24 protein-coding genes and 1 pseudogene are annotated in these 25,524 nt (G+C 54.2%); 14 read left to right on the top strand and 11 right to left on the bottom strand.

Annotation, left to right across the window (positions count from 1 at the left end):
• The first annotated feature begins 69 nt into the window (after positions 1-69).
• The 3 genes from galU to pgmG all read left to right on the top strand — a co-directional run bounded on the left by galU (position 70) and on the right by pgmG (position 3,777).
• Entirely contained in the window at positions 70-957 is an 888-nt protein-coding gene (galU, locus tag B2R48_RS07845; protein WP_062957440.1) for a UTP--glucose-1-phosphate uridylyltransferase GalU, read from the top strand.
• A gap of 79 nt (positions 958-1,036) precedes the next feature.
• The gene (locus tag B2R48_RS07840; protein WP_296999284.1) at positions 1,037-2,365 is read left to right on the top strand and encodes a UDP-glucose dehydrogenase family protein; all 1,329 of its coding nucleotides are present in this window, start codon (positions 1,037-1,039) and stop codon (positions 2,363-2,365) included.
• Complete coding sequence (gene pgmG / locus B2R48_RS07835) at positions 2,362-3,777, top strand: phosphoglucomutase/phosphomannomutase PgmG (protein ID WP_296999283.1); 1,416 nt, start codon at positions 2,362-2,364, stop codon at positions 3,775-3,777. Before B2R48_RS07840 ends, pgmG begins: the two co-directional genes overlap by 4 nt.
• Positions 3,778-3,862: 85 nt before the next feature.
• On the opposite strand, the gene B2R48_RS07830 is transcribed toward pgmG, so the two are convergent.
• On the bottom strand, positions 3,863-5,131 hold the full coding sequence (locus B2R48_RS07830; RefSeq protein WP_296999282.1) for a D-alanyl-D-alanine carboxypeptidase: 1,269 nt from the start codon (positions 5,129-5,131) through the stop codon (positions 3,863-3,865).
• A gap of 214 nt (positions 5,132-5,345) precedes the next feature.
• Between B2R48_RS07830 and B2R48_RS07825 the strand changes: the two genes are divergently transcribed.
• Entirely contained in the window at positions 5,346-6,095 is a 750-nt protein-coding gene (locus tag B2R48_RS07825; RefSeq protein ID WP_296999281.1) for a hypothetical protein, read from the top strand.
• Between the two features lie 266 nt (positions 6,096-6,361).
• Here B2R48_RS07825 and B2R48_RS07820 read toward each other — a convergent pair whose 3' ends face one another.
• The gene (locus B2R48_RS07820; RefSeq protein WP_296999280.1) at positions 6,362-6,601 is read right to left on the bottom strand and encodes a hypothetical protein; all 240 of its coding nucleotides are present in this window, start codon (positions 6,599-6,601) and stop codon (positions 6,362-6,364) included.
• Positions 6,602-6,947: 346 nt separating this feature from the next.
• Between B2R48_RS07820 and B2R48_RS07815 the strand changes: the two genes are divergently transcribed.
• The 6 genes from B2R48_RS07815 to B2R48_RS07790 all read left to right on the top strand — a co-directional run bounded on the left by B2R48_RS07815 (position 6,948) and on the right by B2R48_RS07790 (position 14,275).
• Positions 6,948-7,799 carry a phasin family protein gene (locus B2R48_RS07815; protein WP_296999279.1) on the top strand — a complete coding sequence of 284 codons (852 nt, stop codon included), beginning with the start codon at positions 6,948-6,950 and terminating at the stop codon, positions 7,797-7,799.
• A gap of 313 nt (positions 7,800-8,112) precedes the next feature.
• A complete protein-coding gene (gene clpS, locus B2R48_RS07810; protein WP_008890601.1) occupies positions 8,113-8,439 on the top strand; it encodes an ATP-dependent Clp protease adapter ClpS in 327 nt (108 codons plus the stop codon).
• A 3-nt stretch (positions 8,440-8,442) separates the two neighbouring features.
• Positions 8,443-10,761 (top strand): ATP-dependent Clp protease ATP-binding subunit ClpA, encoded by a 2,319-nt coding sequence (clpA, locus tag B2R48_RS07805; RefSeq protein ID WP_062957433.1) that lies wholly within the window; start codon positions 8,443-8,445, stop codon positions 10,759-10,761.
• Between the two features lie 106 nt (positions 10,762-10,867).
• Positions 10,868-11,410, top strand: a complete 543-nt coding sequence (locus B2R48_RS07800) for a hypothetical protein (protein ID WP_213474470.1) — start codon at positions 10,868-10,870, stop codon at positions 11,408-11,410.
• A 553-nt stretch (positions 11,411-11,963) separates the two neighbouring features.
• Positions 11,964-12,581: a hypothetical protein gene (locus B2R48_RS07795; RefSeq protein ID WP_062957431.1), complete on the top strand. Its 618-nt coding sequence runs from the start codon at positions 11,964-11,966 to the stop codon at positions 12,579-12,581.
• An 11-nt stretch (positions 12,582-12,592) separates the two neighbouring features.
• Positions 12,593-14,275 carry a methyl-accepting chemotaxis protein gene (locus B2R48_RS07790; RefSeq protein ID WP_296999278.1) on the top strand — a complete coding sequence of 561 codons (1,683 nt, stop codon included), beginning with the start codon at positions 12,593-12,595 and terminating at the stop codon, positions 14,273-14,275.
• Between the two features lie 68 nt (positions 14,276-14,343).
• Here B2R48_RS07790 and B2R48_RS07785 read toward each other — a convergent pair whose 3' ends face one another.
• Positions 14,344-15,510 (bottom strand): GNAT family N-acetyltransferase, encoded by a 1,167-nt coding sequence (locus tag B2R48_RS07785; RefSeq protein ID WP_296999277.1) that lies wholly within the window; start codon positions 15,508-15,510, stop codon positions 14,344-14,346.
• 250 nt (positions 15,511-15,760) lie between these two features.
• Here B2R48_RS07785 and serA point away from each other — a divergent pair, with 250 nt between their 5' ends.
• Positions 15,761-17,002: a phosphoglycerate dehydrogenase gene (serA, locus tag B2R48_RS07780; RefSeq protein WP_296999276.1), complete on the top strand. Its 1,242-nt coding sequence runs from the start codon at positions 15,761-15,763 to the stop codon at positions 17,000-17,002.
• 83 nt (positions 17,003-17,085) lie between these two features.
• On the opposite strand, the gene B2R48_RS07775 is transcribed toward serA, so the two are convergent.
• From B2R48_RS07775 to B2R48_RS07755, 5 genes are all read right to left on the bottom strand, one after another.
• On the bottom strand, positions 17,086-17,568 hold the full coding sequence (locus B2R48_RS07775; RefSeq protein ID WP_062957427.1) for a GNAT family N-acetyltransferase: 483 nt from the start codon (positions 17,566-17,568) through the stop codon (positions 17,086-17,088).
• Positions 17,569-17,610: 42 nt separating this feature from the next.
• Positions 17,611-18,276, bottom strand: coding sequence for a leucyl/phenylalanyl-tRNA--protein transferase (gene aat, locus B2R48_RS07770; RefSeq protein ID WP_213474474.1), 666 nt, complete (start codon positions 18,274-18,276; stop codon positions 17,611-17,613).
• 203 nt (positions 18,277-18,479) lie between these two features.
• Positions 18,480-19,829: an acetyl-CoA carboxylase biotin carboxylase subunit gene (gene accC / locus B2R48_RS07765; RefSeq protein ID WP_062957425.1), complete on the bottom strand. Its 1,350-nt coding sequence runs from the start codon at positions 19,827-19,829 to the stop codon at positions 18,480-18,482.
• 17 nt (positions 19,830-19,846) lie between these two features.
• Positions 19,847-20,278 (bottom strand): acetyl-CoA carboxylase biotin carboxyl carrier protein, encoded by a 432-nt coding sequence (locus tag B2R48_RS07760; protein WP_296999275.1) that lies wholly within the window; start codon positions 20,276-20,278, stop codon positions 19,847-19,849.
• Between the two features lie 10 nt (positions 20,279-20,288).
• The gene (locus B2R48_RS07755) at positions 20,289-20,576 is read right to left on the bottom strand and encodes a type II 3-dehydroquinate dehydratase (protein WP_062957423.1); all 288 of its coding nucleotides are present in this window, start codon (positions 20,574-20,576) and stop codon (positions 20,289-20,291) included.
• A 322-nt stretch (positions 20,577-20,898) separates the two neighbouring features.
• On the opposite strand from B2R48_RS07755, the pseudogene thiS reads away from it, so the two are divergent.
• Together thiS and B2R48_RS07750 are read left to right on the top strand one after the other, a co-directional pair.
• A pseudogene (gene thiS, locus B2R48_RS20355) lies at positions 20,899-21,084 on the top strand (sulfur carrier protein ThiS); the annotation flags it as partial.
• Positions 21,085-21,111: 27 nt separating this feature from the next.
• Positions 21,112-21,894, top strand: coding sequence for a thiazole synthase (locus tag B2R48_RS07750; RefSeq protein WP_232310731.1), 783 nt, complete (start codon positions 21,112-21,114; stop codon positions 21,892-21,894).
• Between the two features lie 146 nt (positions 21,895-22,040).
• On the opposite strand, the gene B2R48_RS07745 is transcribed toward B2R48_RS07750, so the two are convergent.
• The 3 genes from B2R48_RS07745 to B2R48_RS07735 all read right to left on the bottom strand — a co-directional run bounded on the left by B2R48_RS07745 (position 22,041) and on the right by B2R48_RS07735 (position 24,936).
• Positions 22,041-22,802: a DsbA family protein gene (locus B2R48_RS07745; protein WP_296999273.1), complete on the bottom strand. Its 762-nt coding sequence runs from the start codon at positions 22,800-22,802 to the stop codon at positions 22,041-22,043.
• 86 nt (positions 22,803-22,888) lie between these two features.
• On the bottom strand, positions 22,889-23,584 hold the full coding sequence (locus B2R48_RS07740; RefSeq protein WP_296999272.1) for a hypothetical protein: 696 nt from the start codon (positions 23,582-23,584) through the stop codon (positions 22,889-22,891).
• Positions 23,581-24,936 carry a M48 family metalloprotease gene (locus tag B2R48_RS07735; RefSeq protein ID WP_296999271.1) on the bottom strand — a complete coding sequence of 452 codons (1,356 nt, stop codon included), beginning with the start codon at positions 24,934-24,936 and terminating at the stop codon, positions 23,581-23,583. The genes B2R48_RS07740 and B2R48_RS07735 overlap by 4 nt, the downstream gene beginning before the upstream one ends.
• On the opposite strand from B2R48_RS07735, the gene B2R48_RS07730 reads away from it, so the two are divergent.
• On the top strand, positions 24,923-25,524 hold a 602-nt coding region (locus tag B2R48_RS07730), incomplete at its 3' end, for a gamma-glutamyltransferase (protein ID WP_296999270.1). The two genes, B2R48_RS07735 and B2R48_RS07730, sit on opposite strands and share 14 nt — an antisense overlap.

Below are 25,524 nucleotides of genomic sequence, written 5' to 3'. Positions count from 1 at the left end.
GGCAGAAGCATATATGCAGGCAATTCTGATACGGAATGGCACGCTGCGGTTGAAAAAGGAAAGTATTGAATGTCAAAAAGAATCAAGAAGGCAGTTTTTCCGGTCGCAGGTATGGGAACCCGCTTTTTGCCGGCCACCAAGGCTATGCCAAAAGAAATGCTGCCGGTCGTTGATAAGCCGCTTATTCAATACGCCGTCGAAGAAGCCATTGCTGCAGGCATTGAGGAATTCATTTTTGTCACCGGTCGCGGCAAAACCGCGATTGAGGACCATTTTGACCGCTCCGCCGAACTTGAAGCCATCCTGACCGAGCGCGGCAAGGAAGACGCGCTGTCCAAGGCACTTGAAATGATCCCGGAACATGGTCGTGTGACCTATACCCGTCAGGGTAACCCGCTGGGCCTTGGTCATGCGGTTCTGTGTGCTAAGTCCCTGGTTGGTGACGAGCCGTTTGTCGTGCTGCTGGCTGATGACCTTATCCAGTCCAAAGTCCCCTGCATGAAGCAGATGGTTGATAGTTACGGGCGCACGGGTGGCAATATGGTCGCAGTGATGGATGTACCGCGTGAGGAAGTTCACCGTTATGGTGTTCTTGAGATCGAAGGCACCAATGGCCGCCTTGTAAGCGCCTGCGGCATGGTTGAAAAACCCAAACCCGAAGAAGCCCCGTCGACCCTCTCTGCCATTGGTCGCTACATCCTTGATCCGGGCATCTTCGAGGTGCTTGAAAACATTCCGCGCGGTGCTGGTAATGAAATCCAGCTGACGGATGCGCTGGCCGCAATGATCGGGCATGTACCGTTCTATGGTTACAATTTCGAAGGACGTCGTTTCGATTGCGGTAACAAGATCGGCTTCCTGAAAGCCACCATGTCATTTGCACTTGCCCGTGAAGATATGCGTGACGATGTCCGCAAGCTTATTCACGAGTTCGCCGAAGGCGAAGCAGCGCAATAACCACTTATGTCAACAATGACCGACCGGAATAGCCAATGATCTGTTGCGGTCGGAATTTACTTACCAGGATTGAACCTCCATGCGCGTAGCTATGATCGGGACCGGATATGTTGGCCTTGTCTCCGGTGCCTGTTTTTCCGAGTTCGGGACGGACGTTGTTTGTGTCGACAAGGACTTAGAAAAAATCGCCCGCCTTGAAGATGGTATCATGCCAATTTACGAGCCCGGTCTGGATGTTCTGGTCGAAAATAATGTCAAGGCAGGTCGTCTGACCTTTACCACCAGCCTCAAGGAGGGTGTTAAGGATGCCGATGCAGTCTTTATCGCCGTTGGCACGCCAACGCGTCGCGGTGATGGCCACGCCGATCTGAGTTACGTTTACGCCGCGGCCGAGGAAATTGCCGAAGCCATGGAAGGCTTCACCGTCATTGTCACCAAATCCACCGTTCCGGTCGGTACGGGGCGGGAAGTAGAGCGCATTATCCGCGAAAAACGCCCGGATGCGGAATTTGCGGTGGTGTCGAACCCGGAATTCCTGCGCGAAGGGTCGGCAATTGGCGACTTCATGCGCCCGGACCGGGTTGTGATCGGTACCAGCGATGAACGTGCCCGCGAAGTGATGTCGGACCTGTATCGTCCGCTCTATCTGATCGAAACGCCGATTGTATTCACCACGCGTGAAACATCGGAAATGATCAAATATGCGGCCAACACTTTCCTTGCCGCCAAAATCACCTTCATCAACGAAATCGCCGATCTGTGTGAGAAGGTCGGGGCGGACGTGCATGACGTTGCGCGCGGCATTGGCCTTGACGGCCGTATCGGAAAGAAATTCCTGCATCCCGGCCCGGGTTATGGTGGGTCCTGCTTCCCGAAAGACACCCTGGCACTTGTGCGCACCGCACAGGAATATGACAGCCCGCTGCGCATTATTGAGACGGTTGTCGATGTTAACGCCAAGCGCAAAAAAGCGATGGCGGATCGCGTGATTTCAGCTTGTGGCGGTTCTGTTGCGGGTAAAACCATCGGTATTCTTGGTCTGGCGTTCAAGCCCAATACCGATGACATGCGCGATGCGCCGAGCCTTGATATCGTCCCCGCCCTGATCGCAGCAGGCGCAACTGTAAAGGGCTATGACCCCGAAGCCATGGGAGAAGCCAAGAAGCTTCTGGATGGCATTTCGTATTGCGAGAACGCCTATGATACGATTGAGGGTGCGGATGCGATGGTAGTCCTGACCGAGTGGAACGAATTCCGCGGTATGGACCTAGATCGCATCAAGGCGGCGCTCAAACACCCGATCGTCGTTGATCTGCGTAACGTTTATGACCCGAGCGAAATGGCTGAACATGGCTTCAGCTACTCCTGTGTCGGTCGTGCATCTATCGGAGGCTCATCCAAATCATGACGAATTCTGCCGGACATCAATTTGATAGCTCTGTGTTGCGCGAATATGACGTGCGCGGTGTTGTTGGTGAAACCCTGCACCCTGCGGATGCCAATGCGCTCGGCAAGGCATTTGGCACCATGGTGCGCAGATCCGGCGGGAAACGGGTCGCGCTGGGCCGTGATGGCCGCCTTAGTTCGCCAGAGCTGGGTGCGGCACTAGCCGAGGGTATCCTTTCGACGGGCTGTGACGTGGTGCGCATTGGTCGCGGGCCGACCCCGATGCTGTATTTCACGGTCTATGATGAAAAGACAGATGCAGGCATCATGGTGACAGGGTCACACAACCCGTCGAACTATAACGGCTTTAAAATGCTCAATGCGGGCAAGTCCGTGTTTGGCGATGCGATCCAGGAACTGGGCAAAATTGCCGCTGCCGGTGATTTTGAAACCGGGCAGGGCACGGCAAGTGATATCGACATCGAAGATCGCTTTGTTGAACGCCTTTTGGCAGAGCTTGATTGCGATGTGCCCAAGCCGATGACGATTGTCTGGGACTGCGGAAACGGGGCGGCCGGCGATGTTGTGCGCAAACTGACGGCAAAACTGCCTGGCACGCATCATTTGCTGTTTGATGACATTGATGGCAACTTCCCGAACCACCACCCTGATCCGACGGTGGAGGCCAACCTTGTCGACCTTAAAGCTGCTGTCGCCAAGCACAACGCCGATTGGGGGGTTGCCTTTGACGGGGACGGCGACAGGATTGGCGTGATTGATGGCAAGGGCAATGTCCTTTGGGGCGATCAGCTGCTTCAGATCTATGCGGCGGACGTTCTGCAACGCAAACCGGGTGCTGCGATCATTGCCGATGTGAAAGCCAGCCAAACCCTGTTTGATGAGGTCAACCGGATTGGCGGCAAGGCCATCATGTGGAAGACCGGTCATTCCCTGATCAAAACCAAAATGATCGAGGAAAAGGCGCCGATAGCCGGTGAAATGAGCGGCCATATCTTCTTTGCCGAACGCTACTACGGCTATGACGATGCAACCTATGCTGCTGTGCGTCTTTATCGTATTCTGGTTCAAAGCGGCAAAAGTCTGGCCGAATGGCGGGACGCCATGCCGGTTGCAGTCAATACGCCAGAAACCCGGATTGACTGCCCGGATGACCGGAAATTCGCGCTGATCGAGGAAGTTCGCGCCCGATTGGCAGAGGCCGGTGCGGAAGTGAGCGGCATTGATGGCGTGCGTGTCAGTACCGCAGACGGCTGGTGGCTTCTTCGCGCATCAAACACCCAACCCGCCATCGTGGCACGCTGTGAGGCCGCCGATGACGCCGGGCTAGAGCGGCTCAAGGGGCAGGTGACCGATCAGCTGGTTAAAAGCGGCCTGTCCTCGGATGATTTCTTTGCGCCAGGCGGTGGGCACTAAGCCACCGGTGAGACAAAGTACCAGAACTTCAAAAGCCCGTCAGATCGCTCTGACGGGCTTTTTTGTGCTTTGTTTTTGGCTGGTCTTAGCCAGCGTCACCGGCATTGACCGGGATGCAGGCCAGGTTCTCGCGCTTGAGGGCAGCGCAGGCGGCGCGCGCCTCGTTCTCGCCGTCAAAGCCAAGCAGACGGGCGCGATATACAATGCCTGTGCCGCTGGATTGCTGTTCGACCGCGGCACGGGTCAGGCGCAAGACATCAGGGGCAGTACGAGCAGCAGCAAGAACGGCTTCTTGTGCGCGGCGCTGGTCACTAAAGGCGCCAACCTGAATGCCCCATCCTGCACCGGTTTCCGGCTTCAGACGGGTTACAACGGTTTGTGTGTCAATGCGGCCCGGCTGTTCTGCTTCGCGAAGCGTGCTGCGCTTGGCAATCAGCAACTGGGCATCCGCGGGCAGGATTTTGTCTTCCGGGCTGATACGTGGGCGCGGGACAACAATTTCACCGTTCTTGGTCAGCTTGATATAGGCTTGATCAAGAAGCTTCTTCATCTGGGCGTCACGGGTGCGCGCCGTGCGACCACCAAATACTACCCCGATCAGGCGTTTTCCGTTGCGATTAACAGATGCAACAAGGTTAAAGCCAGACGCGTTGATATAGCCGGTCTTGATCCCGTCAGTACCGTAATAGGACGCCAGAAGATTGTTGTGGTTGCCATATGTGCGATTGCCAAACCGGAATTTTTGGGTGGCAAAATAATGATAGTAGTTGCCGTAGTTTTTACGCAGCGCCACAGCCAGTTTGATCATATCACGTGCGGTGGTCATCTGGCCGCGGTTTGGCAGGCCTGATGCATTGCGGAACGTCGTGCGCGACATGCCAAGGCGGCGCGCTTCAGAGGTCATCATCTGGGCAAACTTGATTTCCGTACCGCCAAGATGTTCGGCAACGACTACTGCGATGTCGTTGGCGGATTTGGTAACAAGCGCAAGAATTGCGTCCTTGACCGAAATGGTTTCGCCGGGCTGAAGTCCAAGCTTGGACGGGGCCTGCCCCCAGGCGCGTTTGGAAACCTTCAAGCGAGTCGAAAGCGAAACCTTCCCGCGTTCCAGTGCGTCAAACACCATATAGAGGGTCATTATTTTGGTCAGAGACGCTGGATAAACCTTGTGGTCTGGCCGGTACTCGTGGAGCGTTTCACCGGTGTCGCCATCGATGATCATTGCCGTATAGGTCCGCGCCTGTGAAGCAGACGGAGACAAAACGGTAAACGTGATGGCAACGGCCAAACACAAAAGCAAAGGAACAACGCTGCGTACGCAAAGCATGCGTGCCACAGACTGAGCTTTGGCCATTGCATTTGGCCCGGCATGGGTCATTAAACGCATTATATCGGGCTCGGCTTTCAGGTTTCCCCAAGAACTAAATAAGCTCAATGTCGCATCCGAGCCTTAAACAAATGTTTAAGGCGATCAAATTTCGGCAGTTATCAGCAAGGCCTTGAGATGGCCATTTTTGTGCGCCAAACTACTGTTTATATCGCCAGATCAGGAAAAAATCGAGGATCGAATGTCTGAAAGCAGGGTTCCAGTTCACACCGATACACGTAAAACCTATGCCCGATTGGCGCGCGCAGTAGGGTTGGTTGCCCTTGTGGCTGGTCTTGCGGGATGTACCTTTACCCAGACCAGCGACGTTAGCAATCCACTGGTGCGCAAGGCATCATGGTTTTCGTATCTGAATGCAGATGACCTGCGTCAGTCCTGCGCAGCAGGGGATGCGGAAGGTCAGATTCGCATCATCTATAATGCCGAATACTACAAGGAAGTCCGTGTGTTCGAGCTTACCCCGTATCCAGGTTTCGAGGAGTTCAATCTGACATCCCGTGTCTTTGGACCGCTCGAAGTCAAAAACATTAATGTGGAGCTCAATGCGCCGCTCGGGGCTTTTGGTGGTGAAGAGGCGGTTGATCGCATTGACCGGGAGTCTTACCTGGCGATTACCGACGCATTGCAAGCGGAAGGCTTCGGGACGCAGAGCCGGGATGGTCTCCGCCTGTATTCTGATGACTATTACTGGGTTGCGATTGGGTGCTCATCTGGTGGCGTGACACTCGGCGCATGGGCATCGGGCGTCGACGATCTGCGTTCACTTGAATTCCCCGAGGTGCTGGCAAACCTGTCCTCGATCGAGCGGGAGTTGCCAGAACCGCCAGCAGCTGAGAATGCACGATCGCAAGGGGCCGCCAAGTTGCACTATGTGCAGAATGACGACTCCCGTGATTTCTATCGTACCGTTCGCGGAAACATGCTGCGCTAACCAACGCGCTGACCTTTGACAAGGCGACAGCAGTCGGTCTTGATTGCTGTCGCCCACGGAAAATTTTGCTGCAATGCGACAAAGTTGCTTGTTAATGCATTGATCAGATTGTTTTTTGTTTGTCTATCGCGGAAACCTTATGTTTTCTGCGGCCGAAAATGGAGGAATCATACCAGAAGTGTCACTAAACTGTGCTTGACGGGGCCGGGTATTTCCATCTAGGGTTATGTTGCATTGCAACATTGATCCGGGCCTTGTCCCGGCGATCAGGAGGTCGAGTCAATGGCTGTTTCCAAGAAGAAAGTGTCAGGGAAATCGGCAAAGAAACCGGTTTCCAGGTCTTCGTCCAAATCTGCTCCTACACCTTCGGTATCGGAATCAACGCCCGCCAAGCGCAGGGTCATGACGTCTTCGGAAATCGAGGCCGCCGCACAGAAAGCGTCTGCAGAAGAAGTCAAGGCCGAGCTTTCAAAGCCCGCACAGGCTGAAACTGAAAAGTCGGTCACCAAGACTGAGCCTGCCGTGAGTAAAGAAACCATTGCGCCTTCCACGGTTGCTGACGAAGCGCGCACGTCTAAAACGGCATCGACTGAGGCGCCTGTTGCGCAGGCTGAGACCAAAAATGATGCTCAGTCAGACAATCAGACAGGCCAGACGTCGGCCACGAACCCAGAGTCGGTTTCCAAAATACAGGCGTCATCACCGGTACCCAAGCAGACCAGTCTGGCAAATCCGGCCCAAAAGTCTCCTGTTGCAAAATCCGGGGCCGCGCGACCGGCGTTCGCTGCAAAGCCAGCAACGGCCAAATCGACAGCGCCCTCAACCTCCACCAAAAACGAAAAGGCCAATACCGTGAGCACGAAAAGTAAAACCGCGGCAACCAGCAAGTCGGCCGCATCTTCCGCCCCGAAAAAGACCACGGCCGCAAAGGCGCCTGCTAAAAAGGCTGCCCCGAAAAAGGCTGCTGCCGTATCGGCAAGCGCGGCATCGAAATCTGCTGCGGCACCAACAGCTACGGCTACTCCGGCACCGGCAAAACCCGAAGCCAAAACAGCAGCGTCTCAGCCTGCCGCGCCAGAAAAAACTGCTTCTGCGCCCGCCCAGCCGAAACCTGCTACTGCGAAAACGGCCGAGACAAAACCAGCAGCAGAGACCAAGCAATCTGATGTATTCGGTTTTGGCGCACTGTTTATGGATGGAACGGCCATGGAACCATATTTTGAGCTTTGGAAAACCCCGGAGGTCGAAGCAATGGTAACCGCCGGGAATGAGGCGTTTGAAGAAAGCGTCTCCGCTGCCAATGAAGCATTTGGCAAAATCTTTGAGACCATGACTGGTCAGGTAGATGTGTTCTCTGGCGCGGGATCGCGTGTTGCCGCGCAGTATGAGGAACTCCTTGATACCCAGAAGAAAAGCTTCGAGGAAGTCTGGCAGTCGACGATGGCAATGTTTGAGAAGACCGGCGGCATCGGAACCGAGCTCTCAAGCTGGATGCAAAAGGAATTCGAGGCATCACAGGATGATCTTGATGAATTGACCAAGGTCGAAAGTCTTGCTGACTTGCAGGAGCTGCATACCCGGATCATCAATCGTTGCTATGCCAACAGTATGGCCGAAGGCGAAAAAATGCAGGAACTGATGTTCAGTGCTATTTCCGATGGATTGAATGCGATTAGCAAGGCGACAAATGTCACCACAAAATGATGCAGCGGGTGATATGGATCACCCATAGCGTTTGGAATAGCGGGCGGGCATGGCATTCAGTCATGTCCGCTTTTTCGTTTCCTTTTCCGGCCTTTGTCACAAATTTTGTGCGACCGGGTCGAAATCACAACGAAGTTTGCTGGCTGATCTTGCAGTGCGTTATTCGCGGCCTAAATGAATCGAAGATGGACAACAACCGAAACACGGATGCACAATAAATTCGTAGTGATCACCGCCTAGCGGACTTTGAAAGAGTTTGGCAATGACCTATCATGGAGTTCATGCAGGAAATAAGGGTTCCGGTAAGTAGACGATGACTGAACAGGATAATGACGGCACTGATCTGCCGAACACGGGGATCGTAACAAAGACACGGCCCAAGACGAAAAAGCCGTCCATGTACAAGGTGCTGTTGCTGAATGACGACTACACACCCATGGAGTTCGTCGTTCACGTACTGGAACGGTTTTTTGAAAAGGGACGTGAAGAAGCCACCGAAATCATGCTTCAGGTTCACCGCAAGGGTGTTGGGGTATGTGGTGTCTTTACCTACGAAATCGCAGAAACCAAAGTTAATCAGGTCATGGACCTGGCCCGCCAGAACCAGCATCCGCTGCAGTGTACCTTAGAGAAGGAGTGACATATGCTATCGCGCAATCTTGAGGAAAGCCTGCACCGTGCGCTCGCATATGCGTCGGAGCGCAGGCATGAATATGCCACTCTTGAACATCTTCTGTTATCGCTGACCGAGGATCAGGACGCCTTGGCCGTTCTGAAGGCCTGCCGGGTGGATATTGATCGTTTGCGGTCTGATCTTCTGGAGTTCGCCGATAGCGAGCTTTCGGGCCTTATTAGCGCGCGGTTGGTAGATCCGAAGCCGACCGCCGGTTTCCAGCGCGTTATCCAGCGCGCAGCCATCCACGTGCAATCATCAGGACGGGAAGAGGTCACAGGCGCAAATGTTCTGGTTGCCCTGTTCTCTGAGCGGGAATCGCATGCTGTTTACTATCTGCAGCTGCAGGACATGACGCGTCTGGATGCGGTGAATTACATTTCCCATGGAATTGCAAAGGCATCTGAACTTAATGAGCGTCGCATTCCGCGCGGTGCCGACGAAGAGCCCGTAGCGGGTATGTCGACCGAAGGCGAGGAAAGCGGCCCGGCAGAGGGTGAAGCACTCAAGGCTTATTGTGTGAACCTCAATGTCAAGGCGCAGAGCGGCAAGATCGACCCGCTGATTGGCCGTCAAAGTGAAATTGACCGCACCATTCAGGTGTTGTGCCGCCGCACCAAGAACAACCCGCTTTATGTCGGTGACCCGGGTGTTGGTAAAACCGCCATTGCCGAAGGTTTGGCGCGTCGCATCAATGATGGTGATGTGCCAGAGGTTCTTGAAAACGCCACGATCTTTGCGCTCGACATGGGGGCACTTCTGGCAGGTACGCGCTATCGCGGGGATTTCGAGGAACGCCTGAAGGCCGTGGTCAAGGAGCTCGAAGAGTACGAAGGTGCTGTTCTGTTCATTGACGAAATCCACACCGTGATTGGCGCAGGCGCGACGTCGGGTGGGGCAATGGATGCTTCAAACCTGCTCAAGCCGGCTTTGGCGAGCGGATCACTTCGTTGCATCGGTTCGACGACTTACAAGGAATTCCGTGGTCACTTTGAAAAGGACCGCGCCCTTGTTCGCCGTTTCCAAAAAATCGATGTCGAGGAACCATCCGAAGCAGATACCGTCAAAATCCTCAAGGGGCTCAAGCCCTATTATGAGGAGCACCATCAGGTCAAATACACCAACGAAGCACTGCGCTCTGCTGTTGAGTTGGCGTCGCGTTACATCAGTGACCGCAAGCGGCCTGATAGTGCGATTGATGTAATTGATGAAGTCGGTGCATCGCGCATGCTGGTTGCGCCAAGCAAGCGCAAGCGCACAGTCGGCAAACGCGATGTCGAGGAAATCGTCGCCAAGATTGCCCGCATCCCGCCAAAATCGGTTTCGACCGACGACCGCAAGGCATTGGCCAATCTTGAGCGCGACCTCAAGACGGTCGTGTTTGGCCAGGATGGCGCGATCGAGGCACTTTCAAGTGCGATCAAACTTGCCCGCGCAGGTTTGCGTGAACCTGAAAAGCCAATTGGCAGCTATCTGTTCTCTGGTCCGACCGGTGTTGGTAAGACCGAGGTGACAAAACAGCTGGCAACTGTCATGGGCATTGAGTTCATCCGCTTTGATATGTCCGAGTATATGGAGCGCCATAGCGTCTCACGCCTGATCGGTGCGCCTCCCGGCTATGTTGGCTTTGATCAGGGTGGGCTGCTGACCGATGCTGTCGACCAGCATCCGCATGCGGTTGTGCTGCTTGATGAAATTGAAAAGGCCCATCCGGACCTGTTCAATATTCTTCTTCAGGTCATGGATCACGGCAAACTGACCGATAACAACGGCAAGACGGTCGATTTCCGCAATGTCGTGCTGGTCATGACGACCAATGCCGGGGCATCGGATATGGCCAAGCCGCCAGTTGGTTTCAAACGTGAAATGCGCACTGGCGAAGATGAAGAGGCCATCAAGCGCACCTTCTCGCCGGAGTTCCGCAACCGTCTGGATGCAGTCATTCCGTTTGCCAACCTGAAGCCGGAAGTCGTCAAGATGGTTGTCGACAAATTCATCTTGCAGCTTGAAGCTCAGTTGGCGGATCGCAACGTTTCGATCGAGCTGACCGAAGCAGCGCGCAGCTGGATGGCTGAACGCGGCTACGATGCTGCCTTCGGGGCGCGTCCTTTGGGGCGGGTTATCCAGGAGCACGTCAAAAAGCCGCTCGCAGAAGAGTTGCTGTTTGGCAAGCTGTCCAAGGGTGGTGCTGTCCTGGTCGATATCGAAGACGATGCTGTTATCTTCCGTTATCCGGAAGACGAGAACGGCGAGAAACAACAGAAAAAAGATCCGGAGATGGCAGGTTAAGGCTTACCTTTCCCGGTTCTCAGGTTGTTGTTAATGATTGGCAGTATAGATTGGTGCCCGGGAAGACCCTTCCCGGGCACCTTCATTTCAAGAATGCCAGAATATTATGAGCCAAGCTGCACAACGAAAATACAGAAACGAAGTCGAGGAGTTCCTCTCCCGGCTTGAATTGCGTGCGCGCAAACTGATCGCTTTGGCTGATGAATTGGAAAAGCATGCCGGTAAGTCGGATGTTACCGGTTATCGCCCGTTTCGTGAGGAGGTTGATAATTTCAAGGCGCTTTCTCTGGTAATCATGGAGCGGCTCAACAAGCTTGAAAGCCACCCAAAGAAAGAAGAACTCGAAGAGCAGTTCCACAAACTGCAGGTTCTGATGCTTCGGATTGTGATTAAAACCAGCTTGAAGTTCTTCTTTATCATGAGTGCCAAGGAAAACCTGCCTCTTGGGGCGCGCGAGATGTTCCAAAGCGAATTGCGTACGCTTTATGAAGCGGAGCGTATGATTTCTGATCCACGGTATATCAGTCAGCTCGACGCCTCCGCCAAGGAAGACCTGGATACAGCAAAATCGATTCTCGAAGAGATTATCGAAAAAGCGCCAGCTCTTCTCAACTTCAGCGGGCGAAAAAAGAAGAAACGCACAAGGTAAGTGTGCTTTCTCACGAATTGAAATAACGCCATTTTCTAAAGTACTAGCGCGTTTTCGCAAAATGCAAAGATTGCTTTTCGCATTTTGCAATCTTTGCATTTTGAAATGCAAAGATTGTGCGCTATCCTGCTGCCACTGTTTGTAGGTGGGCGTGAATTTCTTAAAAAAGTCTCGGTTTTTCGGGGTTTTATAAAGTTGGCACGCTTCCTGCTTAGTTGTTCGTGGACAGTTGTTCTTTGCAGGGGCGCGTTTCGCGCCTGGAACAACGTAATCTTCTGCAGTTTGCTCGTGTCCCAACCAAACTCAGCGGCGGTGTTATACCGCCGCTTTTTTCTTGCCTGAAGTCCCGACATCCACTTCCCAGCAAATTCACGCCGAAATGTTGTTTCTGCGCGCACAATTCACATATGGAAAATGTGGAAGCTCATCTCTTGCGGCTCCATTTTACCTTGGTTTCTAAAAAAGGTTGTATTTGGAGTGCGCCCTTAGTATAACTTACTATACTAACAGGTAGTTTGCTGTTGCCGATGGCATAGACTGGGGAGTGAAACGAATGATATCCAAGAGTGGTGTGGCTTTGGCCGGGATGCTTGCAGCGATAACGTTCGCGCTGCCGCATGCCGCTTTTGCCAAGGCAGAGTTGCCGGGGGACCCCAATGCGCTCATTACGGATGAATTGATCCAGGACATTCGCGAATGGTTGGCTAATCCGGTTGTGTCACTTTCGATTACGTCGCAAAACAAGCTGCGCAAGGATATGACACAGGACCAGATTGATGCCGCAGACCAACAGTGGCGTGCCGAACGCGAGGCTGAAGACCAGCCTCTGGTTGCGGCGATCCTGACCAATCCGCTTTCCAGCTATTTGACCCAAATACAAGCCCGCTCCGGCGGGTTGTTTGCCGAAATCTTCGTTATGGATTCCGTCGGCCTGAATGTTGGTCAAAGTTCTATTACCTCTGACTTCTGGCAGGGGGACGAGGCAAAGTTCCAGAACACGTTCCCGAATGGTCCCGATGCCGTCTTTATCGACGAGGCGGAATATAACGAGGGCTCTGACTCATGGCGTACGCAGTTGAACATGACGATGAGCAATTCTGATCGCCAGCCCATTGGCGCTGTGACCGTTGAGGTCAATCTGAACGAGCTCGCGCGTCGCCGCGGTCTGTAGGGAGAAATACGATGAGATTTTTCAAGAACCTCTCTATCCCCGCCAAATTGGTCACATGCTTCACTGTTATGATCGCTGTGATCCTGATGGTCGCTGGCGCGGGTGTATTTGCGACCATGAAAGTCAACAGCGCGAATGAGCAGCGCGACTACCTTTCCGAATTTGAACGCGATTACCGCGACCTTGATCGCGCTTATTTGGTTGCGCGTCAGGAACTTATCTATTTTCTGACGACAGGTGATCGTGCCGGTCTTGCTGGCTACGAATCCTCTCTTGAGGAAATCGACAGTCAGACGGATGTTCTGAAGGCCTACGAAGTCATCAACCCGGAAGTTGCGGCCCTGATCGAAGACATGGACGCCGCAATTGACCGTTGGGAAGAAATCGCTGCCGAGCAGTCGGAATTGATGCGGCATTATCTGACGGTTAACCATGCCCGCGCGATCGAGGCATCCGGTGAACCGCGTGAAGTGGCCGACAAGATCACGATCATCGCTGGTGAACTTGCGAAAAGCATTGATCAACTGGTTCTTGATGTTGAGGCCGAAGTCGCACAGGCAATGCGCATCTTCCAGATTACGCTGGGTGTCGGGGTGATCCTTCTGATCGCCATGGCCGTGCTGTTTGGCGGAACTCTTTCACGCATGATTGCAACGCCGATCCGCAAAATGACCGAAGCCATGAGCAGCCTTGCCTCTGGCAACCTTGATATCGAAACGCTTGATATGAAGCGTACCGATGAAGTGGGGGCGATGGCCAAGTCGCTTGAAGTGTTCCGGGAAAATGCCCGCGAACGTGCACGTATGGCTGAGCAGGAAAAAATCGAAGCCCAGCGTCAGGTTGAACGCAGTAAGAAAATGGGAACCCTCACCAAGGGCTTTGATGAAAAGATCCAGGATGTTCTGCAGGCAGTGAATGCAGCACTTGATGATGTTCGTTCGGCATCTGAAACGCTGACCTCGCATGCTCAACGCGCCAACCAGGATGCTCAGGACGTTGCCGAACAGGCTCAGGAGTCCTCATCGAATATTGAAACCGTGGCGTCTGCAACCGCACAGTTGTCAGCCTCGATTTCGGAAATCTCGTCACAGATTGCACGCGTCACCGAGATTACCCAGATTGCCGTTGGCGAGACCGAACGCACAAACGAGCGTGTCGACAAACTCAATGACGCAGCACACAGTGTTGGTGAAGTTGTCAACCTGATCAGTGATATTGCTGATCAAACCAATCTCTTGGCTTTGAATGCGACCATTGAATCGGCCCGTGCCGGTGAAGCGGGTAAAGGCTTTGCCGTTGTGGCCGGTGAAGTTAAAAACCTGGCTTCGCAAACCGTGAAAGCAACTGAGCAGATCACGGCGAAAATTGCCGAGATGCAAAGTGAAACCGGTGCTGCTTCCGAGGCTGTGCGTGGCTTTGCCGATACCATCAATAAAATTGACGAACTGATGGCTGTCGTCGCCAGTGCAGTGGAAGAGCAGGGCGCTGCGACCGAAGAAATATCACGCAGCGTCGAAGGTGCGGCGAACGGTAACGTTGCGATTTCGAATGCTGTCAAAAGTGTTGCAACGGCCACCACAGAAAGTGGTGATCTATCCAACGGCCAGCTTGACAGTGTTGGTCGATTGGCTGCCGCGAACGACGAATTGCGTAGTCACGTCAATGGCTTCCTTGATGACGTCAGGGCCGTTTGACATTCTGCGTATGTCATTGAAGAGGGCGCGGGGATTTCCCCGCGCTTTTTTTATGCGGGTTGTTTGCCTCAGGTCTTTGGCGCCGGGTTGTCTTGCCGGTAGGGGCTGTGTTCGGACAGGATATATGCGCGATCCTGGGCAATATGATCCTTTTCCTGGGTCAAAAATTGTGCAACAGCCCGCTTCAATCCCGGATCGGCAATCAGGTGGGCTGAATGGGTGATCACCGGTTCGTAGCCGCGCTGAATTTTATGTTCGCCCTGCGCGCCGGCTTCGACCGTTTTCAGGCCATGTTCAATTGCGATATCGATTGCTTGATAGTAACAGGTTTCGAAATGCAGAAGCGGGGTACGGTCCACTGTTCCCCAGTTGCGCCCGTAAAGCGTTTCCGAACCGATCATGTTCAGGGCCCCGGCAACCATTTCACCGTCATTGAACGCACAGACCAGCACAGTGCGATCACGCATGCGATCATGAAGCAGGTCAAAGAAATCACGGGTGAGGTAAGCCTGACCCCATTTGCGGTCAGTTGTGTCGTGATAAAAGTGATAAAACCGGTCCCAATGATGGGCTTTCAGGTCATCACCACGCAGCGCCTTAAAGCTGTACCCGGCCTCAAGAACCTGTTTGCGTTCCTTGCGCAGGTTCTTGCGTTTTCGCGAATTAAGGGCACCCAGAAAATCATCGAAATTCTGATAGTCGCGGTTGCGCCAATGATACTGCATGCCGATGCGCCCCAGAAAACCTGCTTGCGCCATTTGCTTGCTTTCATCTTCGCTGCAAAATGTGACATGCAAGGTAGCCATGCCCAGCTTTTCCGGCAAAATCGTCAGGCCGTTGATCAAGGCATTGCGTACAGCACCGGGATCGGGCTGGTCGTTGGCAACAAGCAGCCGTGGACCAGGCACGGGAGAGAATGGAACAGCTGATTGCAGCTTCGGATAGTATCGCCCGCCGGCCCGTTCATAAGCTTCCGCCCACGCCCAGTCGAAAACATATTCGCCATACGAATGGGCCTTCACGTAAAGCGGCACAATGCCGATTACCGCACCTGTGTCGTCCTCGGCGACCAAATGGAAGGGCTGCCAGCCGGTTTCGGCTGAGGTAGAGCCGCTGTCTTCCATTGCCGACAAGAACGCAAAGCTGACAAAAGGGTTGTCGGCCCCGGCGCACTTGTCCCAGTTTGTTTGTCCGATTTGATGAATATCGGTGACGGTTCTGATTTCGACAGGCAAAACATGCTTCCCGAAGCGGGTTCAAATGGATGTCATCGACCCATCCAAGGGGCCTGAATCTTATACGCAATAGCTGGTATATGCGTTCAGAAGATAGGCGCAATGCACATTTACGCAAGGGAAAGCCTTTGACGGAAGCGCCTCTAGGTCCTATTTCATTGTGCCACAGACCGTTTGGAAACGGTTTGAAGACATAAAACGGCTCGGGAATTTTCCCGTGTCGCCCTCGCGAAGAAAAGGATGGTGCGCCGTGAACAGCAAACTTTCGTTGGAGAAGGACAAGATCAAGGTTGTCCTGCTCGAAGGAATCCATGAAAACGCTGTAAAGATGTTCAAAGAGGCCGGCTACTCTAATGTCGACCATTACCCTGCTGCGCTTGATGCCGACGAACTGAAGTCCGTTGTCTCCGAAGCGCACTTTTTGGGCATTCGTTCCCGCACCAAACTGACCGAAGACGTTATTGATGCTGCATCCAAGCTGACTTCGATCGGCTGTTTCTGCATCGGTACCAATCAGGTGGATCTGCAGGCTGCGGCGATGCGCGGCATTCCGGTGTTTAACGCGCCGTATTCCAATACCCGTTCGGTGGCCGAACTGGTGCTGGGACAGATCATCATGCTGCTGCGTGGTATTCCCAAGCGTAACGCTGCCGCCCATGAAGGCGACTGGCTGAAAAATGCCCATGGCTCATACGAGGCGCGCGGCAAGACTTTGGGTATTATCGGCTATGGCCACATCGGTTCGCAGCTTTCGGTGCTTGCGGAATCGCTTGGCATGAACGTGATTTACTTTGACGTGGTCAACAAACTGGCCATGGGGAATGCCAATTCCTGTTCTTCGATGGATGAACTGCTTGAGAAGTCCGATGTGGTTTCCCTGCACGTTCCGGCCAACGATCAGACCAAGAACATGATCACGGCGGCTGAGCTCGCCAAGATGAAAAAAGGTGCGCATTTGATCAATGCCGCACGCGGCAATGTCATCGTGATCGAAGATCTGGCTGCTGCGCTTGAAAGCGGTCATCTGGAAGGTGCAGCGATTGACGTGTTCCCGGTTGAACCCGCAGGCAAGGACGAGCAGTTCGAAAGCCCGCTGCGCGGCATGAGCAACGTCATCCTGACCCCGCATATCGGTGGTTCTACCCAGGAAGCACAGGAAAATATCGGGATCGAGGTAGCCGACAAACTGATCACCTATTCCGATAACGGTTCGACCCTTGGTGCCGTGAACTTCCCGGAAGTGTCGCTGCCGGTCAAGGATCGCACCCATACCCGCTTCATGCACATTCACCGCAACGTGCCGGGTGTGCTGCTGAAAATCAACGATGTGTTTGCCCGTCGTGGCATCAACATCAGCGGCCAGTACCTGCGTTCCGAAGGTGGCGTTGGTTATGTGGTGGTCGAGGTCGACGAGGAAATCAAACCGGGCGAGGGAGTTCGCAAGGAACTCTCTGGGATCGAAGGCACGCTTCGTGTCCGCTTCCTGTTCTGATCCGAACAGACACGGTTTTCAAATGATCAAAGGGCGGGGGCCAGAAGGTTCCCGCCCTTTTTGTTTTTCGGAAATTTTCCAGCCTAGAGCTTGCGATACATTACCAGTGCGTCGGTTTCACCCAGGGTCGGGTGCATGAAGGCACCTGGCAGACGACCGACAATCTCAAAGCCCAGTTGCGGCCACAGGTGAACAGCAGCAGCATTGCTGGCGATCACGAAGTTGAACTGCATCGCACGGTACCCCAAATCCTTGGCACGCAGGAGCGAATCTTCACACATGCGTCGTGCAATGCCGCGCCCACTTGCTGCCGGTGCGGTCATATAGCCGCAATTACAAACATGCGATCCACCGCCGCCCTGGTTCTGGCGGATGTAATAGGTGCCAACGACCGCGCCGTCTTCTTCCGCCACCAGCGTAACCTTGTCCTTGCCCATCCAGTAGGCGATCACGTCGTCATCGGTCATGTCGGTATCAATGGCATAGGTGTCGCCAGCGCGCAGGATCGGGGCGACGATATCAAGAACGGCAGGGATGTCGTCTTGGGTAGCAGGGCGGATTTGCATTGGTGGACTCGTTCTGGTGGGGGGTATCTTCGGGTTTTGAATTCAGGGCGTGGAACCAAGCGAACGATGGTCGCCCGTCAGTGTTTCTTCAAGGATTTCCGGGTCAACTTCAAACGGAAGTTTTGCGCGTCCCGTCAGGGCCTTTGCCAGTTCGTTGCGATAACGTTCGCGCGGGATTTCCTCGACCCCGAACTGCTTGAGGTGATCATTTACAAATTGCGTATCAAGCAGGCTGTAGCCACCTTGGCGCATCAGCGCAACCAGATGGACCAATGCCACCTTTGAGGCGTTGGTTGCACGCGAAAACATGCTTTCACCAAAAAATGCCTTTCCCAGACTAACGCCATACAAACCACCAACCAGTTCCCCGTCTTTCCATGCTTCGATTGAATGGGCGCAGCCCATCTTGTGAAGCGCGCAATAGGCATCAAGGATGTTGCTGTTGATCCATGTGTCGTCGCGGGTATCGGTGGGTTCTGCACAGGCGCGAATTACATCCGGGAAGGCACGGTCGACATGGATTTTATAAGTGCCCTTGCGCACGGCCTTGCGCAGGCTGCGCGGGACATGAAACCCGTCAAGCGGCAGGATGCCGCGCCATTCCGGATCAATCCAGTAAAGCGTTGGATCGTCGTGGCTTTCGGCCATAGGGAACAGGCCGACGGAATAGGCTCGGATCAAAAGATCAGGGGTCAGCTGGTTTGACATGATCGCAGTGATAATTGCTCTGTTCCTGTGTGTCTGGTGTCTGTTTACATATGAGTTACCCGGCCGGTTCCGACAAGGTCGTCACACGGCCCAGTCTGAACCCATCCCGGATTATAGGGAAGTCAGATTAACAGTTTGATGAGCACATCAGACAAAAAAACGGGAACCCGAAGGTTCCCGTTTGAAATCTGCCAAAACACTGATTACAGGGTTTTATTCATGCCCATGAACTTTTCCAGCCAGTGGATGTCGTAATCCCCTTTCTGGATGTCCGGGTTGGCAAGAAGGGTTTGATGCAGCGGAATGGTGGTCTTGATACCACCAATCGCATATTCAGCCAGCGCACGGCGCAGGCGCATCATGCATTCTTCACGATCCCGGCCATGGACAATCAGTTTGGCGATCATGCTGTCATAATAGGGCGGGATCGAATAGCCGGTATAGATACCGCTATCAACACGTACGCCCAGCCCGCCCGGCGCATGGTATTCCTTGATCTTGCCCGGTGACGGAACAAAGGTCTGCGGGTCTTCGGCATTGATGCGGCATTCAATGGCGTGACCATGAATTTCAAGGTCTTCCTGTTTGAAGGACAGTTCAAGACCGGCCGCAACCCGGATCTGTTCACGTACAAGGTCAACACCGGAAATCATTTCGGTGACCGGGTGTTCCACCTGAAGGCGGGTGTTCATTTCAATGAAATAGAACTCGCCATTTTCATAAAGGAACTCGATCGTGCCGGCATTGCGATACCCCATGCCAATCATGGCATTGGCAACCGTGGAGCCGATCCGTTCGCGTTCTTCCGGCGTCAGGGTCGGAGACGGAGCCTCTTCAAGCACTTTCTGGTGACGACGCTGCAAGGAGCAATCGCGTTCAAACAGGTGAACGGCGTTACCATGCATGTCACCAATGACCTGCAGTTCGATGTGGCGCGGTTTGCCAAGATACTTTTCCATGTAAACGGCGGCATTGCCAAAGTTCTGCAATGCTTCCTTACGGGTCATGGAAAATGCCTCGGCAAGATCCTCTTCGCGCTCAACGACTTTCATGCCGCGACCACCGCCGCCGCCTGAAGCCTTGATCAGGACCGGATAGCCGATCTCCTTGGCGCATTTGCGGGCTTCGTCAACGGTGGTGATTTCACCATCAGACCCGGGAACGCATGGAATACCAAGCTTTTCGGCAGTTTGTTTTGCCGTGATCTTGTCACCCATGGTGCGGATATGTTCCGGCGTCGGGCCGATGAAGGCAAAGCCGTGCTCTTCGACCATGGAAGCAAAATCAGCACTTTCCGAAAGGAAGCCATAACCCGGATGGATGGCCTCGGCCCCGGTGATTTCAGCCGCCGAAAGAATGGCCGGAATATTCAGATAGCTGTCTTTGGATGCTGCCGGGCCGATGCAAACCGATTCGTCGGCCAGACGCACATGCATGGCGTCTGCATCAGCAGTGGAATGCACCGCGACAGTTTTGATGCCCATTTCGCGGCAGGCGCGCTGAATACGCAGCGCGATCTCACCACGGTTGGCAATCAGGATTTTGTCGAACATGCGGTTGATACCCCGACTTATTCAATAATGACCAGCGGCTCGTCATATTCGACCGGGTGGCCGTCGGTCGCGATAATCTGGGTGACCTTGCCCGATTTCGGTGCGCGGATCGGGTTGAAGGTTTTCATAGCCTCGATCAGCATCAGGGTCTGGCCTTCGCTTACGCTGGAGCCGACCGAGATGAACGGTGCAGCGCCCGGTTCCGGTGCGAAGTAAACAACGCCGACCATCGGCGACTTGACAGCGCCCGGATGCGCACCTGCATCTGCCGGTGCGGCAGTAGCCGGTGCCGCAGCCGTGTGTGCCGGCGCAGCAGCAACCATGGTGCCCTGACGGGCGACGCGAATACGGTTGTCACCTGCGGCAACTTCAATTTCGGTCAGATTGGTGTCGTCCAGCAGCTCTGCGAGCTGGCGAATGGCGTCATTGTCGATGTTGAACTTGCTCATTTCGATATCTTTATGATGGTGTGTGGATCAATCCGCGCATGGCATCCAGGGCGTCATTGTTGCTCCGGGAGCCAAAGCCATAGATCATGCCGTGTAAAGCTTTCGAGACGTAAGTGTCGTGTCTGAATGCATTCCGCTTTTGAATGTTGGACAGATGAATCCCGAGTTTCGCCGTGGTCGATTTGGCGAAAGCATCAAGGATCGCAACCGATGTGTGCGTATATGCCTTAGCATTACCAAGAATGCCAGAGTCTTCTTGTCGGTTTTGTCTAAAACCAGTCAACTCGTTCACTTCCATTCTTGCTTCGGACCATCTGTCGCATATCTGCCCGCAACCTGTTTCGACTGTCAAATCAGCGTCTGAACTGCGAAGCGACAGCGACCAGCATGCCCAACATTTGGAGTTGCGTTTATAACATGACTAAAGTCTGACGCAACTTTGCAGTCGCCATTGCGGTGTGGCCTCAATGCTTTATTCCGGTCGCATATGCCCGGAAAAGACCGGTGGCCTGACACTCAATGGCGAAAAGCCATGCAAGACAGCTTGCCTAAGGCGGACGTGCTGCGCATACTGCGCGGCAATTGTGAAGATTTTGATACCAAAGGGATGAAGCGAAAAGATGCGTCTGACGATTAACGGCGAAGACCGCACCATCGACAATGCCGAAAACGTTGCCGAACTTCTTGGCGAACTGGGAATCGCCCAGACAAAGGTCGCGGTTGAGCGCAATCTGGAAATCGTTCCCAAGACTGCCTATGGCGAAACCCCGCTTGCCGACGGTGACAAGTTTGAGATCGTCCACTTCATCGGTGGCGGTTCACATGAGGCCGGACTGGCGGCTGCCGACGATGACGGCTTTGTCGTTGCAGGCAAGAAATTCTCTTCGCGTTTGCTGGTCGGAACGGGCAAATACAAGGATTTCGAAGAAACCAAAATTGCGATTGAAGCATCAGGTGCTGAAATCGTGACGGTTGCCGTCCGCCGCGTAAACCTGACGGATCCAAATCAGCCGATGCTTGTCGATTATGTCGATCCGAAGAAATACACCTATCTGCCCAACACTGCTGGCTGCTTTACCGCGGACGATGCGGTGCGCACCCTGCGCCTTGCACGTGAAGCTGGCGGCTGGAATCTGGTGAAGCTTGAGGTGCTTGGCGATCAGGCCACACTTTATCCCAATATGCCCGAAACGCTCAAAGCTGCCGACGCCCTGATCAAGGACGGCTTTGATGTCATGGTTTACTGCAGCGACGATCCCATTCAGGCCAAGATGCTCGAAGACATGGGATGTTGTGCGATCATGCCGCTGGGCTCGCTGATCGGGTCGGGCATGGGGATCCTCAATCCGGTCAATATTGCGTTGATCAAGGAAAACGCCAATGTGCCGGTGCTGGTTGATGCCGGGGTCGGGACTGCTTCGGATGCGGCGGTTGCCATGGAGCTTGGCTGCGATGGTGTTTTGATGAATACCGCCATCGCCGGGGCAAAAGACCCGATCCGCATGGCGCGCGCAATGAAGCATGCCATCATTGCCGGGCGTGAGTCCTTCCTTGCCGGACGCATGCCCAAAAAGAAATATGCCGATCCGTCCTCGCCACTGGCCGGAATTATCTAGCCGGGATTATCAGGCGACTTGATCGCTGCAACACTTAATGCAAAAGGGCCGTTTCGATATTGAAACGGCCCTTTGTGTTTTTGGTAAAACTTCGAAACGACCAAACTGCAAAAGTAGGCAGTTTGTATTTCAGTAGCGATCCCTGATCAGGATGCTTCCTTCAATCCGGCATCGACCAGTGCGTTGACGCGATCCATGTCAGCACCGGAAACCATCGTGCCATTGATCAGGAAGGCAGGTGTTCCTGAAATGCCGACGGCTCGGGCCATGGCCGCGTATTGCGCGATCATGCCGGTGATTTCGGGGGCTTTCATATCTTCAAGCATCTGGTCAACATCAACACCGACGCTAGCCGCCAGTTCATTGATGCGGGCCTGATCAAGAAGGCCGCGGCTGGTCATGAAGGCTTCGTGTGTTTCCATGTATTTGCCCTGCTTGGCAGCAGCCAGTGCTGCACGTGCCGCAAGACCGCTTTCTTCGCGCAGGATCGGGAATTCGACAAAGATGGTGCGGACCTTGCCATCACTGTTTTCGGCAATTTCCTTCACACCATCAAAGGCGCGTTTGCAATAGCCACAATGGTAATCAAAGAATTCGATCACGGTTACCGGGGCATCGACCGGACCGACAGAGGGAACGGAACTGTCCGCAACCAGTGCATCCCAGACCGGCGTGATGGCTTCTGCTTGCTGGCGGGCCTGTTCGCTGGCCTGCCATGTCTGCACGTTTTGAATAGCGCGCAAAAGAACGTCCGGGTTCTCAAGCAGATACTGTTCGATAACGCCTTCGATCTCGATCTTCTGTTCGGTGCTAAGCGCATCTTGCGCCAGTGCCGCGTGGGAACCAAACAGCATGCCGAAACCCAGTGCGGTGCCTGCAATAAAACGCTTTGTGAAATGGGAACTCATAGGGCGTCCTTTTGTTTTGGTCAGTCGGTGACTTTATGGTCCTGACCCGAATTGCAATTGATGGTTGTTGATACGTGATCTGGTCGCTAACGGGAAAGTAAAATATGCGTTAGATGTGTGACACTGTTCTCGCTTGCGACATGCTCCTGACCTGAGACAAGCCCGATCCAGACAAGGCGAACTTCATCGGCAGCCGTATCTGGCCAATAACGGCGATACAATGTCGACAGATCAAAATACTCGCGGTGCCATTCGCCGTAGCGCACGGAATATTGTCCAACTGCAATTCGGACTTCCTGATCCATCGTCGGTTTGCCCGATCCAAGGTCGCTTTCAGTCCAGCTTCCTTGCGTCTGACGTCTGAAGCCAAGGACAAGCTCAACATCGCCCACCTGGGCTGCACTGTTGAATTGCCAGTCAAATGACAAAAACGGGGAGGCCAAAACGATGACATTGGTCCGACGGCCGATCTCGAATGCGCCAAGTCCCGGTCGGGCAGCAAGGGCGATGCGACCGTCCTTGTCTTCCCATTCAAGGGGTGCCGGGTTGCTGTCCTGAGGCTGTTGAACCTGCCAGTATCGTGGTGGATTGCTTAGCGAAAATGGCGCATAGAGCAGTTTCAGGTCGCCACTGACATCCACACCCGCACCCGGAAGGGTACAGCCAGCCAGCCCCACAGATCCCAGCAGCCCCAGCACCATCATCAAAGATTTAAGGCGTCGCGCACCGGGAAATGTTTGGGTGTTGCGCAAACTGGCGGGCAGGGTGTCAGGCGTCCTCAATTGGCTTTTTCCTTGCCCGGGATGCCCTCAGGGTTGGTGGCCTGCAGAATATCTTGCGCACGTAACCAGGCAGCGGTGCCCTTATCAAGTTTCCGGTCTGCCTGAACAGCGTGATAGCTTGCTGCTTGTCTGTCACCGGTCAGAAGGCTGTATTCTGCTTGCGAAAGTGATGCTTCACCTTCATTGCCCAAACGGTTTTCGACGATTGCCCGGAACCGCCAAGCAGAAGCGTTGCCGCGCTCACGCGACAAGGCGCCGATCAGGTTTTCCTTGGCAGGGGCAAGATATGCCTCATCGCCGGTTTCAATCATCGCATGGGCCAGCAGGAGCCGGATCAACGGCGCGCCGTTCGATAGCTCTACTGATTTTTGCAGCGGGGGAATGGCCTCGCGGGCGCGGCCGAATTCCAGAAGAATCTGGCCTTTCAGCTCTTCAAAATAGGCATTGGACGGTTCCTCGGCAATCAGGCCGTCAATCAGTTCCAGTGCCGGATCAAGTTGCGAATCCCGGTAATAGGCAATCGCGCGGGCATAGCGCGCAGAAATGCTGTTGTCACTTTCGGGATAGGTGCGCATGGTATTTTGAATGTGACTGGTAAAGGCAAACAGCTTGGCACGCATGCGGGCATGGCGTTCATAGAGTTCCGGGCTGACCTTGGCTTCCTTGAGCGACGAGTTCGATACATAGTTTTCAAGGAAATCAATACGCTCAATCGTAAGCGGGTGGCTTCGCAGATAAGGGTCCTGGCTGGATGTGCTCAGCAATTCCTGACCTTCAAGGGTCTGCATGAATTCAAGCATCCCGCGCGATGAAATACCGGCTTCGGTCAAGTATTTCACGCCGGCTTGGTCTGCACTGCTTTCCTGCGTTCGCGAATAGGCAAGAAAGTTACGGGTTGCCACATTCTGACCGCCAAGAATTGCGGCCGTTCCAACGTCGGAACGACCCGCCGCGACACCGGCTGCAACACCAGCGATTGTCGACAGGATCGAAATTGCCGACGCATTGCGCAGCTGGTCATGGACGCGCGAAAGATGGCCACCGGATATGTGGCCCGTCTCGTGGGCGATAACGCCGATAACCTGTTCGGGAGTCTCTGCTTTTAACAACAGCCCAGTATTGATAAAAAGCTTTTGGCCCCCGGCAACAAATGCGTTCAAGCTGTTGTCGGAAACGATATAAATGGATACGCCATTCGGATCGAGGCCAGCTGCCCTGAAAATGGGCGTGGCATACATCCGGAGGGTTTCTTCGATCTCTGTATCGCGGATAAAAGAACGACCCTGTGCGAAAACCGTGCTAGGCAGGGCAACAAGGAAAATGGCAGTGAGAGTAATAATGCGTCTGAGCAAAATGTGCGTTCCATATTTTCGTTCGACTGAAGTCGGTGCCGTGCCGACGCGCAAGCCATCATGGCGGATCGCGGTCGCAATCGCAATGGCTGCCGGTCTTGCCGCATGTAGTGCTAATGAAACAGAAAATATTGGTCAAATAGGGGCAGTCTCTGGCTATTTCGGCGGCGTTGTTGCCGATGAACCACGGGCAGTTCGCAATGCGCGTGATGTTTTGTCTGCCGGTGGAACGGCGGCTGATGCTGCTGTTGCGCTTTACGCGACGATGACCGTGACCAAACCCTCGGTTGCCGGAATCGGTGGCGGCGGTGTTTGCGTTGTGCATGATCGTGCGACGCAAAAAGTCGAAGTTCTTGATTTCTGGCCGCGCCCGGGGACACGCACTGGCTCCGACCAGACGCCCACGACCATTCCAGCGGTCCCGCGCGGCCTGTATGCGCTAAGCGCACGCTATGGCCGTTTGCAGTGGGGATCCCTGATCAGTGCGGCAGAACAATATGCCCGCCTTGGTGTGCCGGTCTCGCGCTCGCTGGTCAAGGATATCGAAGCCAACCGGGCACGCATCGAAGCAAGCCCCGCACTGCGCGC

The organism is Thalassospira sp. UBA848 (assembly GCF_002295455.1).
Taxonomy (GTDB): Bacteria; Pseudomonadota; Alphaproteobacteria; order Rhodospirillales; family Thalassospiraceae; genus Thalassospira.
This window is presented reverse-complemented; position numbering and strand designations above follow the sequence as displayed.